This window comes from Lactobacillus sp. ESL0225 (assembly GCF_003692905.1).
GTDB classification, from domain to species: domain Bacteria; phylum Bacillota; class Bacilli; order Lactobacillales; family Lactobacillaceae; genus Lactobacillus; species Lactobacillus bombicola.
Genome location: NZ_REHK01000010.1, coordinates 1 through 18278, shown reverse-complemented (window position 1 = coordinate 18278; position 18278 = coordinate 1). Strand labels below are relative to the sequence as shown.

Here is an 18278-nt window from a genome sequence, read left to right as displayed (position 1 = left end):
TTTAGGGTTAATTTCCGATAGTAAGTCGGAGTTAACCCTTTTTGCTTTGATTGTTATTGAGAATAGTACGGGGTTTCTAATTAAGTTATGATTTCTTAGCTTTATCAATAATACTGAATTTATTATAGTACGTTAGTTGCAATTAAATACTTTAATTAGAAAAGAAATAGTTAGGCTAATGTAATATCATAAAATTTAACTATTTATTTATAATAGTAAATTTATAAAAAGTGGAACATATGATTAAAAAATATGTTTCCAACTATGGTTTTTAAGAAAAAAGCAATTATATATCTCTGATTTTGGTTATTTAAAAATTCATATTTATATTTTTTGATTAATCATATATAAAAAATGGTGCTAATAATTATTTTAGTTAATAATTATTAAAACAATAAATATTGCTTTATCTTAGAAGATAATTTGGATTTAAAAATAACATTAATGTTATTATATCATATTTAATTAATAATTTTTTAAAATTTTATTGCTTTTAATAAAAATAAAAACATTTTAAAAATTGTTATCTAATAAAAAATGCAAACAAAATAATTTTATATAACTTTTAGAATTTTATATGTCAAAACTACATAAATGTGGAAACACTATAATAACTGTGATAAAATAACACCTATATTGAATTGCAAACTGTATATATTAGTGCATAAAAAGGAGAGTATATTTTTGAACAGATTTGAATTAATCGAAGAAATAAAGAATACGAACTATAAAATGCATAAAAGCAAAAAAGGATGGCTAGTTAGCTATTCCTTATTAACTTTTATGCTAGGAGGAGGGCTAGTTTATAGCAATAAACTAGGTATACAAGATGTACAAGCAGCTGATATTAACAGCCAAACTAATCAAGAGGATTCTATTGATAAGCTTGCTCAACGAGCGACACTAAATCAATCAGTTACTGAAAGTAAGCCTATTGATTCAAATATGCTTGAAGAAGCAAAGAAAACGGCTTTGAGTACTTTAGAAAACAAAGCAGTTGATACTAAAGCAAAAATTAATGCTGATCAAACTTTGAGTAGTGGAGAAAAAGCAAATCAAATTAAGAATGTTGATGCTTTATTTAGTGACGCTAATAATAAGATTGAGTCAGCAATTAATTTAGCTAGTGTCAAGGCAATCGTGAATAATGTAATAACTAAAATTGATGCTAGTTATAACGTTACAGCTGCTAACAATGGTATCGAGACTAAAATAGCTTCTACCAAAGCACAGAATAAAAAAGGGGCAACGAAAAAAACATCTGTTACAAAAAGCTTATCGACATATTCAGGCCTTAATTCTTTTTTAGAAGAAAGACCGAATACTGATAATGCAAAACAGATAGTTGATGATCCCAAGTCACCTAATAAAAAATCAAAAACAAATGGTGAAAGTTTAAACGTAAACGATAATGGCCTAAAGCAGCCAGTAACTAATTCAAATCAAGTTCCCACTGCTAACACAGAAAACAGTAGGCCATTAACTATTGTTCCTAAACAATCTAATACATCTGTTAACATTCCAGCAGGTGATTTTGCTCCATCTTCTTCTATTATTAATGATATGGCTGATACCAAGTCATTAGATAAGAGAGGGTTGAGTGAGTCTACTCTAGTTAGTGAGACCACTCCTAGAGTTGAAACAGCAGCCGATGTTGGAACATCAAGGGATATAACAGTTTCTCCAGATTCTGATAGTAGTCGTCAAAAATTTAATGATGAGATTGGTAAAACTACTGGCAAAACCCCAACCTCATTGAATGTTCCTACACCTGATCAAATTCGGAATCCTAATATGTATAAGCAAAAATTAGTAAATGTAAGTGATTTTTCAAGTTTAGCAGCTGCATGGTCAGATGCAACTGTAACATATATTAATATTACAAATGATATAGCTTATGCGCCAGGAGCAGCTAATAATATTGGAAATCGTGCTGCAGGCGCAAATGTTGTAGTCAATGGTAACGGCCATACAATTGATTTAGGAACACAAACTTTTAGTTATGTTGCTGTGCCATATAATAATCTAACAACTGTAACTCTAACTAATGGAGTCTTTAAGCAAGGGTTTAATACAAATGATAATAATGCATATTCTCTTGTTTATTCAGGTAATGGTGCAGGACTTTCTGTAAACTTGGATAATGTAACCTTATCTCCAAGTACAGTAAATGGTAATAATCCGATTCATGCAGTAATGGCTAATGACTCAAAAGTAACTTTTTCAGGTGAGAATGTCTTTAATATTTCTAATGAGGTTACCCGTGGCGTCGGGAATATTATTTTTGCGAACAATAGTAGTGTAACCATGAAGAGAACTAGTAATGATATTCGCTTTTCGGAATTTTGGATGTCGAGTATATCACCACAAGCAAGTGTAGGCTACGGTAATATGATTACTATGGGTGACGGTTCTTCCAACACAGCACTTACTTACAATGATATCTCAGCCAATTATCCAGCTATGTATAATAACATTGGTGGTGTAAATGTTGGTGATAATGTTAGTTGGACTCAATCTGGCTTCCAATACTTTTTGAATGGGACCCAATCTAATGCATTTAACAATAATGCCATATTTAAATTTGGTCAAAATTTTAATTTGAAAGCGCCAATTACCACCATGCCAGGCGCAATTAGACTTCAAGGAAATCAATCTGTTGAATTTAATGCTGGGACCACTTTTGATATTAATCAACGAGCTAATGGGGCTGTAATTCAAGTTGCTAATACTTCTAGAGTAACTTTTATTTCACCAAAACAATTGCATTTGGCTATTCAAGGTCCTAATGGCGAACCAATAGCTACTAATACTGGTATTATTACAGGAACGGGCTCTGTAACTCTTAATAATTCAAATATTAAGACTTGGATAAGCAATAACTCCGCAAGTAATAATGCCAATGGAGATAATACTTTAAAGTTTGCCAAAATGGTTGTTACAAATGGTCAAGCAGTAATTACTGATATTAATGGTGTTACTTCTAATTCCAACATTGTTACACCAGCAACTCGTGAACTACAAACAATTGCTATTCCAGTAGGGAAAATTAAGATTCAATATGTTGATCAAAACGGTAAAAATCTTGGCTCACCAGTGGAGATGACTTTGCCACCTGATCCTTATATTGGTCAATATATACCACTTATTAATAACGAAAATGTTATTAATAATATGCCTAAAGGATATATGTGGGCCTTAGGTAAGCAAATTTATGCTGGTGCCGTAAAAGATGCTCAAAGTGGTGGTGATTTAACTACAAATGCTGATAATGGCGATGAATTTGGTCAAGCATCTATTGGTATTGCACCAATGGAAGGTGATAATTATACATATAAGGTTTATGTATACGGGGTAAAGAAGAACGTAACATATAGATATGTTGATGTTAATCACCCTGAACGCGTTTTGATCTCACCAATGTCAGGTAAATCAGGTACAGAGTCTGTTGAAAACTTAGTTCCAGCCAACTATGGTAATACCATTGACTGGACTAATAAATACTATACCCAAGATAATGTTCCAGCAGGTTATCATTATGCTGCAAAGGCGCAAAATCAGGCTACAAAGACTTTAGTATCTGACGATAACCCAGTAGTCAATATCTATGTTGAAGGTAATAAGCAGACTGTAAATCCAACATATGTAGATACCAACGGCAACAAGATTACTCCAAATAACAAAGTAGTAATTGAAGGTATTACAGGTGAAACTGTAAAATTACCACCAGCACCTGATGCAAACAATTGGGCTCCAGATCATGTAATTGTAAATGGGCAAAAAGTTGCATTTGATGCATCATTTGAATTAGCTGATGGAACAGATTCAGTAACCTATGTATATCATTCACTAGATATTGAAAAGCAAGCTGCTAATAAATCTATCGATGATGAGGCGACTAAAGTTAAGGGTGAGATTGACAATGACCCTACTCTTGATGATCTTGCTAAGAAAACGCAAAAAGATGCGGTTGACAAGGCTGCTAGTGCTGCTAAAAGCAAGATAGATCAAGCTATCGTTCCTAGTGAAGTAAGTGAGGCAGAGAAAAATGGTAAAGCTGCAATCGATGCAGCACATCAACCTGGTACGGCATTAAGTGATCAAAAGAAAGCCTCTACTGATGCAATTGATGCGGAAGCAACTAAAATTAAGGCTGAAATTGATGCGGATGTAACTTTAGATAATGCAGAAAAAGATACCCAAAAAGCTAATGTTGATGCTGATGCTACAGCAGCTAAAACCAAAATCAATGCTGCGCCTAACGCACAGGCAATTAAAAATGCACAAGCTGAAGGTATAGCTAAGATTGATGCAGATCATATTCCTAACAAAACATCATTACCTGATCAAAAAAGAGCTGCTCAAAATGTTATTGACCAAGAAGCAACTAAGATTAAGGCTGAAATTGATGCTGATGTTACTTTAGACGATACAGAAAAAGCCAAGCAAAAGGCCAATGTTGATACTGATGCTACAGCAGCTAAAACTAAAATCAATGCAGCTACTAACTCACAAGCAGTTAAAGATGAACAAGCAGCAGGAATTGCGAAGATTGATGCAGATCATATTCCTAATAAAATGTCATTAATTGACCAAAAACAAGCTGCTAAAGCTGCTATCGACCAAGAAGCAGTAAAAATTAAAGCTGAAATTGATGCTGATGTAACTTTAGATGACGTAACTAAAGCCAAGCAAAAGTCTAATGTGGATACTGATGCGGCGGCAGCTAAAGATAAGATTGATCGAGCACTTAATGCCCAAGGTGTTAAAGATGCTCAAGCTGAAGGTATAGTTAAAATTGATGCCGATCATATACCAGGAACTACTTCATTAGCTGATCAAAAACAAGCTGCTAAAGGGATAATTGATCAAGAAGCAGTAAAAATTAAAGCTGAAATTGATGCTGATGACACTTTAGATGATGCAACTAAAGCTAAGCAAAAGTCTAATGTGGATATTGATGCTGCTGCTGCTAAGGTGAAGATAGACCAAGCGACTAATGCTCAAGGTGTTAAGGATGCAAAAGATGCAGGTATTATCAAAATTGACAGCGATCATGTTAGAAACAACATTTCTTTAGATGAAATCAAGCAAAATGATAAGAGTGCCATTGATCAAGAAGCAACTAAGATTAAAGCTGAAATTGATGCTGATGAGACTTTAGATAGTGCAGAAAAAGCTAGTCAAAAAGCTAATGTAGATACTGATGCCGCTGCTGCTAAGAGAAAGATAGACCAAGCAACTAATGCTCAAGGTGTGAAAGAAGCAACTGAAGCTGGAATTGCCAAGATTGATGCCGATCACATACCAAATAAGGTTTCTTTAGCTGATCAAAAGAAAGCAGCTCAGGATGCAATTGACCAAGAAGCTAAGAAAGTCAAGGCTGAAATTGATGCCGATTCTAGTTTGGACAGTGCAGAAAAAGCAGCACAAAAAGGTAATGTTGATGCTGATGCGGTAAATGCTAAGAAAAAGATTGATCAAGCAACAGGTGCACAGGGTGTTAAGGATGCTAAAGCAGAAGGAATTGCCAAGATTGATGCTGATTATATCCCTAATTCAACCTCACTAGCTGGTCAAAAGAAGATTGCTAAAGATGCCATTGATGCGGAAGCAACTAAGATCAAGGCTGAAATTGATGCCGATGTAACTTTAGATAATGCGGCTAAGGCCAAGCAAAAAGCAAATGTGGATACTGATGCCGATGCTGCTAAGAGTAAAATTGATCAAGCAACAGGTGCACAAGATGTTAAGGATGCTAAAACAGAAGGAATTGCCAAGATTGACAGTGATCATATTCCAGGTTCTACTTCATTAGCTGATCAAAAGACAGCAGCTAAGGCTGCCATTGATCAAGAAGCAACTAAGGTTAAGGGCGAAATTGATGCCGATGTAACTTTAGACGATGCGACTAAGGCTAAGCAAAAAGCAAATGTAGACAATGATGCGGCCGCAGCTAAGACTCAAATAGATCAAGCGGCTAATGCTCAAGGGGTTAAAGATGCTAAGAACCAAGGAATAATTAACATTGATAGTGATCATATTCCAGGTTCTACTTCATTGGCTGATCAAAAGCAAAACGCTAAGGCAATAATTGATCAAGAAGCAACTAAGATCAAGGCTGAAATTGATGCCGATAATAGTTTAGCTAATAATGAGAAAGCAGCGCAGAAAAATAATGTTGATATTGATGCCGCTGCTGCTAAGGTAAAGATAGACCAAGCAACTAATGCTCAAGGCGTCAAAGACGCGCAAAATGCTGGAATAATTAAAATCGATAGTGATCATGTTCCAAATAACATCTCATTAGCTGATCAAAAGAAGACCGCCAAAGATGCGATTGATCAAGAAGCCGCTAAGGTTAAAGGCGAAATTGATGCCGATATCACCTTAGATGATGCTGAAAAGGCCAAACAAAAGTCCAATGTTGACAAGGATTCTTTAGTTGCCAAAGCTAATATTGACCAGGCAACGACTGCTCAGGCCGTTAAGGATGCGCAAGCCGCTGGAATTATTAAGATTGATGCCGATTATATACCAAACAATGTCTCATTAGCTGATCAAAAGAAGAACGCTCAAGATGCCATTGATCAAGAAGCCGCTAAAGTTAAAGCCGAGATTGATGCCGATTCAACTTTAGATAGTGCTGAAAAAGCTGCGCAAAAGAGTAATGTTAATAAAGACGCTCAAGCCGCAAAGAATAAGATTGATCAAGCCACAAGTGCTCAAGGCGTGAAAGATGCTAAAAATGAAGGTATTAGAAAGATCGATAGCGATCATATTCCAAATAATATTTCATTAGCTGATCAAAAGAAAGCAGCTCAAGATGCCATTGATCAAGAAGCAACTAAGGTTAAGGGAGAAATTGATGCCGATGTCACTTTAGATGATGCGGCTAAGACCAAGCAAAAAGCTAATGTGGATACTGATGCAACCGCAGCTAAGAGCAAGATTAATCAAGCTACAGATGCGCAAGGAATTAAAGATGCTAAAAATGATGGAATTGTACAAATTGATTCAGATCACATCCCTAATGCAACGCCATTAGATGACCAAAAACGGGCCGCTAAATTGTCAATTGATGCCGAAGCTAGACGAGTTAAGAGTATGATTGATAATGACGCTACTTTAGACGATGCGACTAAGGCCAAGCAAAAGGCTAACGTTGATACTGAAGCAATTAAAGCTAAATCAGCTATCGATAACTCAAAGAATGCTCAAGAGATTAAAACTTCTTTACACGATGGAATAGTAGCTATCGATGCGCAATATGTACCAGGTGAAAATGGAAGTTTAGATAGTCAAAAAGCGAAGGCAAAATCAGCAATTGATGCGGAAGCAACTAAGATTAAGGGCGAAATTGATGCCGATGTCACTTTAGATGATGCGGCTAAGGCCAAGCAAAAGGCTAATGTTGATACTGATGCAACTAATGCTAAAACTAAGATAGATCAAGCAACTAATGCTCAAATAGTTAAAGATGAGCAAATAGCTGGAATCAATAAAATAGATGCTGATCATATTCCAGGTTCTACTTCATTAGGTGATCAAAAGAAAGCGGCTCAAGATGCGATTGACCAAGAAGCCGCTAAAATCAAGGCTGAAATTGATGCCGATGTCACTTTGGACGATGCTACTAAGACAAAACAAAAGGCCAATGTCGATACTGATGCAACTAATGCTAAAACTAAAATAGATCAAGCAACTGGAGCTCAAGCTGTGAAAGATGCTCGTGATAATGGGATTTCGAAGATTGATAGTGACCATGTACCAAATAGTACGTCACTAGCTGATCAAAAGAAAAATGCTCAGAATATAATTGATCAAGAAGCGGCTAAAGTAAAAGCCGAAATTGAAGCTGATGTAACTTTAGATGCAGCGGCTAAAGCAGCTCAAAAAGGTAATGTCGATATTGATGCTGCTGCAGCTAAGGTGAAAATAGATCAGGCAGTTAATGCTCAAGGTGTTAAGGATGCAACTAATGCGGGAATTGCGAAAATTGATAGTGATCATATTCCAAATGAAGCTTCATTAGCTGATCAAAAGAAAGCAGCTCAAGCTGCAATAGATGCTGAAGCTGCTAAAATCAAGGCCGAAATAGATGCAGACAATAGTTTAGATAGAGTTGAAAAAGCAACGCAAAAAGCTAATGTCGATAAAGATGCTGCTGACGCCAAGAATAAAATAGATCAAGCAATTAATGCCCAAGGTGTAAAAGATGCGCAAGCAGTTGGTATTACTAAGATTGATGCTGATCATATTTCTAACAGCACTTCACTTGAAGATCAAAAGAAAAATGCTACTCTATTAATCGATCAAGAAGCAGCTAAAATTAAGGCTGAAATTGAAGCTGATTCAACTTTGGATAGTGCTACTAAGGCCACACAAAAGGGTAACGTTGATAAAGATGCGGCTGATGCCAAAAACAAGATAAATCAAGCAACTAACTCTCAAGCTGTCAAAGATGCGCAAGCCGCTGGTATTATCAAGATTGATGGTGACCATATTACTAATAGCGTTTCTTTAGCAGAACAAAAGCGAAGTGCTCAAAGTGCAATTGATCAAGAAGCAGCTAAAGTAAAAGCTGAAATTGATAACGATCCAACGCTAGATAATACTACTAAAGCAGCGCAAAAGGGTAATGTTGATATTGATGCGGCGGCTGCTAAGAGCAAAATAGATCAAGCAGCTAATGCGCAGGAAGTCAAAGATGCACAAGCGGCAGGAATTACTAAGATTGACAGTGATCACGTACCAAATAGTACCTCACTTGCCGATCAAAAGAAGAGTGCTCAAGATGCAATTGATCAAGAAGCAGCTAAGATTAAGGCTGAAATCGATGCTGATTCAACTTTGGATAGTGTACAAAAAACAGCACAAAAGAATAATGTTGATGCTGATGCTGCAACTGCCAAAATTCAAATAGATCAAGCAACCAATTCTCAAGGTGTGAAAGATGCTAAAGCCGCAGGAATTAACAAAATTGATGGCGACCATATTCCAAATAATATTTCATTATCCGATCAAAAGAAAGCTGCTCAAAATGCAATAGATCAAGAAGCAGTTAAGATTAAATCTGAGATAGATAAAGATGTGACATTAGATGATGCTGCCAAAGCTAAACAAAAAGCCGAGGTTGATACTGATGCAGCCAATGCTAAAAAGAATATTGATGCTGCAACTAATGCTCAAGGTGTCAAGGATGCCCAAGCTGCTGGAATTGCTAAAATTGACAGCGATCATATACCAAATAATGTATCTTTAGACAATCAAAAGAAGAATGCCCAAAGTGCGATTGATCAAGAAGCAGCTAAGATTAAGGCTGAAATTGACAATGATCCAACTTTAGACAATGCTACTAAACTTAAGCAAAAAGCAAATGTCGATAATGATGCTACAGCTGCTAAAAATAAGATTGATCAAGCAGCGAATGCACAGGAAGTAAAAGATGCGCAAGCCGCTGGAATTACTAAGATTGATAGCGATCATGTGCCAAACAGTACATCACTTGCCGATCAAAAGAAGAGTGCTCAAGATGCAATTGATCAAGAAGCCGCTAAAATTAAATTTGACATTGATAATGATGCAACTTTAGACAATGCGGCCAAGATTAAGCAAAAAGCAAATGTCGATAATGATGCAACTGTTGCTAAGAATAAGATTAATCAAGCTCCTGATGCTCAGGGTGTCAAAGATGCGCAAGCAGCCGGAATTATTAAGATTGATGGTGATCATATTCCAAGTGTTACAACATTAGCCGATCAAAAGAAGAATGCTCAAAGCATGATTGATCAAGAAGCTGCTAAGATTAAAGCTGAAATTGATAATGATGCAACTTTAGATAACGCAGCTAAGGCTAAACAAAAAGCAAATGTCGATAATGATGCAGCTGTTGCTAAAAATAATATTGATCAAGCAGCTAATGCGCAGGAAGTAAAGGATGCACAGGCCGCTGGAATTATTAAGATTGATAGCGATCATATTCCAAGTAGTACATCACTTGCCGATCAAAAGAAGAATGCCCAAGATGCAATTGATCAAGAAGCAACTAAGATTAAAGCAAATATCGATGCTGATACCAGTTTAGATAATGCAGAAAAGGCAGCGCAAAAGAGTAATGTTGATAAAGATGCGCAAGTCGCTAAGGCTAAGATTAATCAAGCTCCTGATGTTCAAGGTGTCAAAGATGCGCAAGCTGCTGGAATTATTAAGATTGATAATGACCATGTACCAAACAACTCATCATTAGCCGATCAAAAGAAGAATGCGCAATCAGAGATTGATCAAGAAGCTGCTAAGATTAAAGCAAATATCGATGCTGATACTAGTTTAGATAATGCGGAGAAGGCAGCGCAAAAGAGTAATGTTGATAAAGATGCGCAAGCCGCTAAGAATAAAATTGATCAAGCTCCTGACGCTCAGAGTGTTAAGGATGCTAAGATAGCTGGAATTAACAAGATTGACAGTGATCATGTACCAAACAATTTATCATTAGCAGATCAGAAGAAGAATGCCCAGGATGCTATTGATCAAGAAGCCGCTAAGATTAAAGCGGAAATTGATAATGATTCAACTTTAGATAATGCAGAAAAGACAGCCCAAAAGAGCAATGTTGACAAGGATGCGCAAGCCGCTAAGAATAATATTGACCAGGCTACTAGTGCCCAAGGTGTCAAAGATGCTAAAGCGGCTGGAATTAGTAAGATTGATAGTGATCATGTACCAAACAACTTATCATTAGCAGATCAGAAGAAGAATGCGCAATCTGCAATTGATCAAGAAGCCGCCAAAATCAAGGCTGAAATTGATGCTGATGTAACTCTAGACGATGCTACTAAGATTAGTCAAAAGGGTAACGTAGATGCTGATGCGCAAGCCGCTAAGAATAAGATTGATGCTGCAACTAATGCCCAAGAGGTCAAGGATGCGCAAAATGCTGGAATTACTAAGATTGACTCTGACCATCAAAGTAATAAGACCTCATTGTCAGATCAAAAATTGGCAGCAAAAGCTGAGATTGATGCAGAAGCTAAAAAGGTTAAGGCTGAAATTGATGCTGATATAACATTAGATGATGCAACAAAAGATGTGCAAAAGAATAATGTTAATAATGAAGCAGCAAAAGCTAAGAAGGCAATTGATGGTGCAAATAATGCTCAAGAAATCAAATCTTCTCTGCATGATGGAATTTCAGCAATTGATGCCCAACATGTATCAGGTCAAAATGGAAGTTTAGAGGCGCAAAAAGCTAAGGCACAAGCAACAATTGATCAGGAAGCTGCTAAGATTAAGGCCGAAATTGAATCTGATCCAACCTTAGATAGTGCTACAAAGGCTAAGCAAAAAGCTAATGTAGATGCCGATGCGCAAGCTGCTAAGAGCAAGATTGATCAAGCAACAAACGCTCAAGGTGTCAAAGATGCGCAAAATGCTGGAATTAGTAAGATTGATGCCGATCATGTACCAAATAGTACTTCTCTTGCCGACCAAAAGAAGAATGCGCAAGATGCTATTGATCAAGAAGCCGCTAAGATTAAGACCGAAATTGATAATGATCCAACCTTAGATAGTGCTACAAAGGCTAAGCAAAAAGCTAATGTAGATGCCGATGCGCAAGCCGCTAAGAATAAGATTGATGCTGCAACTAATGCACAAGATGTTAAGGATGCGCAAAATGCTGGAATCATTAAGATTGATAGCGATCATGTATCAAATAGCACTTCTCTTGCTGACCAAAAGAAGAATGCACAAGGTTTAGTTGATCAAGAAGCAATAAAGATTAAAGCTGAGATTGATAATGATCCAACCTTAGATGATGCAACTAAGGCAAAACAAAAAACTAATGTAGATGCTGATGCGCAAGCCGCTAAGAATAAGATTGATGCTGCAACTAATGCCCAAGAGGTTAAGGATGCGCAAAATGCTGGAATTAGTAAGATTGATGCCGATCATGTACCAAATAGTACTTCTCTTGCCGACCAAAAGAAGAATGCGCAAGATGCCATTGATCAAGAAGCAGCTAAAATCAAGGCCGAAATTGATGCTGACGTAACTCTAGACGATGCAACTAAGGCTAAGCAAAAAACTAATGTGGACAATGATGCAGCAGTAGCTAAAAATAAAGTTGCTCAAGCACCTAATGCCCAAGGCGTCAAAGATGCGCAAGCTGCTGGAATTAGTAAGATTGACTCAGATCATGTACCAAATAGTGCATCACTTACTGATCAGAAGAAGGTTGCTCAAGGTTTAATTGATCAAGAAGCAGCTAAAATCAAGGCCGAAATTGATAATGATCCAACTTTAGACGCTGCAACTAAGACCAAGCAAAAAGCTAATGTTGATGCCGATGCTAACGCAGCTAAGAACAATATTGATCAAGCTACAGATGCCCAAGGCGTCAAAGATGCTCAAGCTGCTGGAATTAACAAGATTGACAAAGATCATGTACCAAATAGTGTATCTTTAGAAAATCAAAAGAAGAATGCCCAAAATATAATTGACCAAGAAGCCGCTAAAATTAAGGCTGAAATTGATGCAGATTCTACTTTAGATAGTGCAACTAAAGCTGCTCAAAAAGGCAATGTTGATAAAGATGCACAAACTGCAAAAGATAACATTGATGCTGCAACTAATGCCCAAGGCGTCAAAGATGCTCAAGCTGCTGGAATTAGTAAAATTGATTCAGATCATCAAAGCAGCAAGATGTCATTAGCTGATCAAAAGGCTGCTGCTCAAGCAATAATTGATCAAGAAGCTGCTAAGATTAAAGCAGAAATTGATGCCGATGTAACTTTGGATTGTGATGCTAAAGATGCGCAAAAAGCAAATGTAGATAAGGATGCAACAGATGCGAAGGCCAAAATTAGTCAAGCTCCTGATGCTCAAGGTGTCAAAGATGCACAAGCTGCGGGAGTTACTAAGATTGATGCTGATCATGTACCAAGTGGCATTTCATTAAATGATCAAAAGCGGAATGCGCAAAGTACAATTGATCAAGAAGCCGCTAAGATTAAAGCGGAAATTGATGCCGACGTAACTTTAGATGATGCAACTAAGGCTGTGCAAAAGGCTAATGTAAATAAAGATGCACAAGCCGCTAAGGCGAAGATTGATCAGGCTGCAGATGCGCAAGCAGTTAAAGATGCTGTTAAAGCCGGTATTAACAAGATTGATAGCGATTATGTACCAAATAGTGCTTCATTAGCCGATCAAAAGTCATCAGCACAAGCTGCTATTGATCAAGAAGCCGCTAAGATTAAGGCTGAGATTGATGCTGACCCATCTCTAGATACCAACGAAAAGACAAAACAAAAGACTAACGTTGATAAAGATGCGCAAGCCGCTAAGAATAGCATTGATCAAGCACCTAATGCCCAAGGTGTCAAAGATGCTAAAGCAGCTGGAATTAGTAAGATTGATAGTGACCATGTGCCAAGTGGTATCTCATTAGAAGATCAAAAGAAAGCTGCTCAAGGTATAATTGACCAAGAAGCCGCTAAGATTAAAGCAGAAATTGATACTGATCCAACTTTGGATGATGCAACTAAGGCTAAACAAAAAGCTAATGTTGATACTCATGCCAATGCGGCTAAGAACAATATTGATCAAGCTACAGATGCGCAAGGCGTCAAAGATGCCAAGGCAGCTGGAATTAGTAAGATTGATGGTGATCACGTACCAAATAGTATGTCACTAGAAGATCAAAAGAAGGCTGCTCAAGGTATAATTGATCAAGAAGCTGCCAAGATTAAGGCTGAGATTGATGCAGATGAAACCTTAGACGATGTAACTAAAGCTGCCCAAAAAGCTAATGTTAATAAGGATGCGCAAGCAGCTAAAAATAGTATTGATCAAGCAACGAATGCTCAAGGCGTGAAGGATGCTAAAGCAACTGGAATTGCCAAAATTGATGGTGATCATATTCCAAACAGTACTTCACTAGCGGATCAAAAAGTTGCTGCTCAAGCGACAATTGATCAAGAAGCTGCCAAGATTAAGGCTGATATTGATGCTGATCCAGCCTTAGACGATGCTACAAAGAATAAGCAAAAAGCTAATGTAGATAAGGATGCAGCAGCAGCTAAAGCTAAAATTGGTCAGGCAACTAATGCTCAAGGTGTGAAAGATGCCCAAGGTGCAGGAATTGCCAAAATTGATAGTGATTACGTACCAAGTAATACATCATTAGCTGAGCAAAAGACTAATGCTAAAGCTGCCATTGATCAAGAAGCTGCTAAAATTAAAGCTGATATTGATGCCGATCCCGCACTAGACGATGCACTCAAGGCAGCCCAAAAGTTGACTGTAGATAGAGATGCGCAAGCAGCTAAGGCGAAGATTGACCAAGCACTTAATGCTCAGGGCGTGAAAGATGCGCAAGCAGCTGGAACTGCTAAGATTGACAGTGATTATGTGCCAAGTAATACATCATTAGCTGAACAAAAGACTAATGCTAAGGCTGCCATTGATCAAGAAGCCGCTAAAATTAAGGCTGAGATTGATGCGGATGAAACTTTAGATGATGCAGCTAAGAAATCACAAAAAGCTAATGTTGATAAGGATGCGCAAGCTGCCAAGGCGAAGATTGATCAAGCACTAAATGCTCAAGGCGTAAAGGATGCACAAAGTGCAGGAATTGCTAAAATTGATAGCGATCACTTAGAAAACGGTGCTTCATTAGCTGATCAAAAGAGAAACGCGCAAGCGGAAATCACAAAAGAAGCTACTAAGATTAAAGCCGAAATTGATGCTGATCCTAGCTTAGATGATGCAACAAAATTGGCACAAAAGAATAGTGTTGATAAAGATGCACAAGCGGCTAAGGCGAAGATTGCTGAATCGACTAATGCCCAAGCAGTCAAAGATGCTAAAGCTGATGGAATTAGTAAGATTGATGATGATCATGTAACAAACAATATTCCATTAGCTGATCAAAAGCGGAGTGCCCAAAATGCGATTGATCAAGAAGCTGCTAAGATTAAAGCTGAAATTGATGCTGATTCTACTTTAGATAATGCAGTTAAAGCAGCCCAAAAGGCTAATGTTGATAGAGACGCACAAGCGGCTAAGAATAACATCGATCAAGCAATTAATGCTCAAGGTGTAAAGGATGCAAAATCTGCTGGTATCAGTAAGATTGATAGCGATCATGTGCCAAATAGTGCCTCATTAGCTGATCAAAAATCAGCAGCTCAAGCAGCCATTGATCAAGAAGCTGCTAAGATTAAGGCTGAAATTGATGCCGATGAAACTTTAGATGATACTGCAAAGGCAAAACAAAAAGCTAATGTAGATAACGATGCAACCAGCGCTAAAGGTAAGATTGATCAAGCAACTAATGCTCAAGAAGTAAAAGATGCAAAATCTGCTGGAATTAGTAAGATTGATGGTGATCATTTAGTAAATGGTATGTCATTAGCCGATCAAAAGCGGAATGCCCAAAATGCAATTGATCAAGAAGCTGCTAAGATTAAAGCAGAAATTGATGCTGATCCTGCTATAGATGATGCAACTAAGCTTGCACAAAAAGATAATGTGGATAAGGATGCACAAGCAGCTAAGAATAACATTGATCAAGCTCCAGATGCTCAAGGTGTTAAAGATGCCAAAGCGGCAGGAATTAGTAAGATTGATGGTGATCACTTAAGTAGTAAAGTTTCATTAGCTGATCAAAAGATTGCTGCTAAAGATGCGATTGACCAAGAAGCTAAGAAAGTCAAAACTGAAATTGATGCTGATCCTTCTTTAGATGACGCAACTAAGGCTAAGCAAAAAGTCAATGTTGATGCTGAGGCAACTAAGGCTAAAGGTGCAATTGACAATGCAACCAACGCTCAAGGTATAAAAGGTGCAGTTCGTGATGGAATTGTAGCAGTAGATGGGCAACATATAACTAATGAAAATGGAAGTTTGGAAAGTCAAAAATCTCAAGCTAAGGCAACAATTGATCAAGAAGCCGCTAAGATTAAGGCCGAAATTGATGCCGATCCTACCTTAGACAATGCTGCTAAAGCAGCACAAAAGGCTAATGTAGATAAAGATGCACAAGCGGCTAAGATTAATGTTGATCAAGCTCCAAATGTTCAAGGTGTCAAAGACGCTAAAATAGCTGGAATTAGTAAGATTGATAGTGATCATATTCCAAGTAGCATGTCATTAGCCGATCAAAAGAGAAATGCCCAAATAGCAATTGATCAAGAGGCTACTAAAGTGAAAGCAGCAATTGATGCTGATCCTACCTTAGACAATGCTGCTAAAGCAGCACAAAAGGCTAATGTAGATAAAGATGCTGCTGATGCAAAAGATAAAATTGATCAAGCAACGAATGCTCAAAGTGTTAAGGATGCTCAATCTACTGGAATTAGTAAGATTGATAGTGACTATGTAACTAATAGCACATCATTAACTGATCAAAAACTAGCTGCTAAAGCAACAATTGATCAAGAAGCTAAGAAGATTAAAGCAGAAATTGAAGCTGATGTAACTTTAGATAATGCTACAAAGGCTAAAGAAAAAGCTAATGTAGATGCAGAAGTAGTTAAAGCTAAAGAAGCAATTGATAATGCACCTAATGCTCAAGAACTTAAGAACACCATCAATAAGGGAATTGCAGCAATTGACGCACAATACATTCCTCAAGGAAGCTTAGATAGCCAAAAGGCTAAGGCAAAAGCAGCAATTGATCAAGAAGCTTCTGTAATCAAGAATAAGATTGCAAATGATTTATCATTAGACGACAAAGCGAAGGCAGATCAGATAGCGGCAGTTGACCAAGAAGCAACTAGGGCTAAGGAGAATATTCAAAAGGCTGAAAATGCCCAAGAAATTAATGATGCTCTTAATCTTGGAATTACTAATATAGATGCTAAATATGTACCTTCAATTTCAATAGCTGATCAAAAATCTTATGCTAAGAAACTTATTATGGATGAGGCTGAAATTGTTAAGAATGAAATTAACAGTGATAAGACTTTATCTCAAAAACTTAAGGCACAACAAATTGAAGCTGTAGAAGCTCAAAAGCAAAAGGCTTTGGATAAAATTGACGAAGCTACGAATTCGCAAGCTATTAAAGATGAATATAAAAATGGTGTCCTTGCACTTCATGCTCAGCATCTAGCAGCTGATCAGTTAGATGCTCAAAAGCAAGTAGCTAAAAATGCACTTGTTAAAGAAGCAGATACAATTAAGAGTGCAATTAATGCTGATTCAACTTTGGACAGTATTGCTAAGAAAACACAGATTGATAATGTTGAATTAGAGCTCCAAAAAGCACAAAATTCAATTGATCGTGCAAGAACTTCACAAGAAGTTGAAGATCAACAAGATAAAGGAATTGCAGCAATTGATGCACAATACATTCCTGGGAAACCACTTAATGATCAAAAAGATATAGCAAATAAGGCCATTGAAGATGCTGCTGCTAAAGCTAAGGAAAAGATAAGTCAAGATTTAACCTTAACTAGCGCGGAAAAGGCAAAACAAAATCAAGCAGTTGATGATGCTCAAGCCAAGGCCAAGAGCGCAATCAGAAAAGCTAAGAATGCAGATGAAATTGCTCAAGCCCAAGAAGATGGAGTGGCTGAAATAAATGCTATTCCAAAATCAAATGGTACAGTAGCAGGTCAGAAGAAGGCCGCAACTGACGCCATTGACAAGGCCGCTGCCGCAGCTAAAGACAAGATTAGCCAAGATCCAACTATCACTAGTGCTGAAAAGGCAAAACAAAGTCAAGCAGTTGATGATGCTCAAGCCAAGGCCAAGGATGCAGTAGATCAGGCTAAGAATGCAGATGAAATTAATCAAGCCCAAGCAGACGGAATTACAGGAATCAACAGTATTCCAAAATCAAATGGTACAGTAGACGAGCAGAAGAAGGCCGCAACTGATGCCATTGACAAGGCCGCTACCGCAGCTAAAGACAAGATTAGCCAAGATCCAACTATCACTAGTGCTGAAAAGGCAAAACAAAGTCAAGCAGTTGATGATGCTCAAGCCAAGGCCAAGGATGCAGTAGATCAGGCTAAGAATGCAGATGAAATTAATCAAGCCCAAGCAGACGGAATTACAGGAATCAACAGTATTCCAAAATCAAATGGTACAGTAGACGAGCAGAAGAAGGCCGCAACTGATGCCATTGACAAGGCCGCTACCGCAGCTAAAGACAAGATTAGCCAAGATCCAACTATCACTAGTGCTGAAAAGGCAAAACAAAGTCAAGCAGTTGATGATGCTCAAGCCAAGGCCAAGGATGCAGTAGATCAGGCTAAGAATGCAGA

General features: G+C 37.5%; 1 protein-coding gene. It reads left to right on the top strand.

From position 1 onward, the window contains the following. Window positions 1-684: 684 nt before the first annotated feature. A partial coding sequence (locus tag F5ESL0225_RS06125; RefSeq protein ID WP_122048082.1) for a DUF1542 domain-containing protein occupies window positions 685-18278 on the top strand: 17594 nt, incomplete at its 3' end.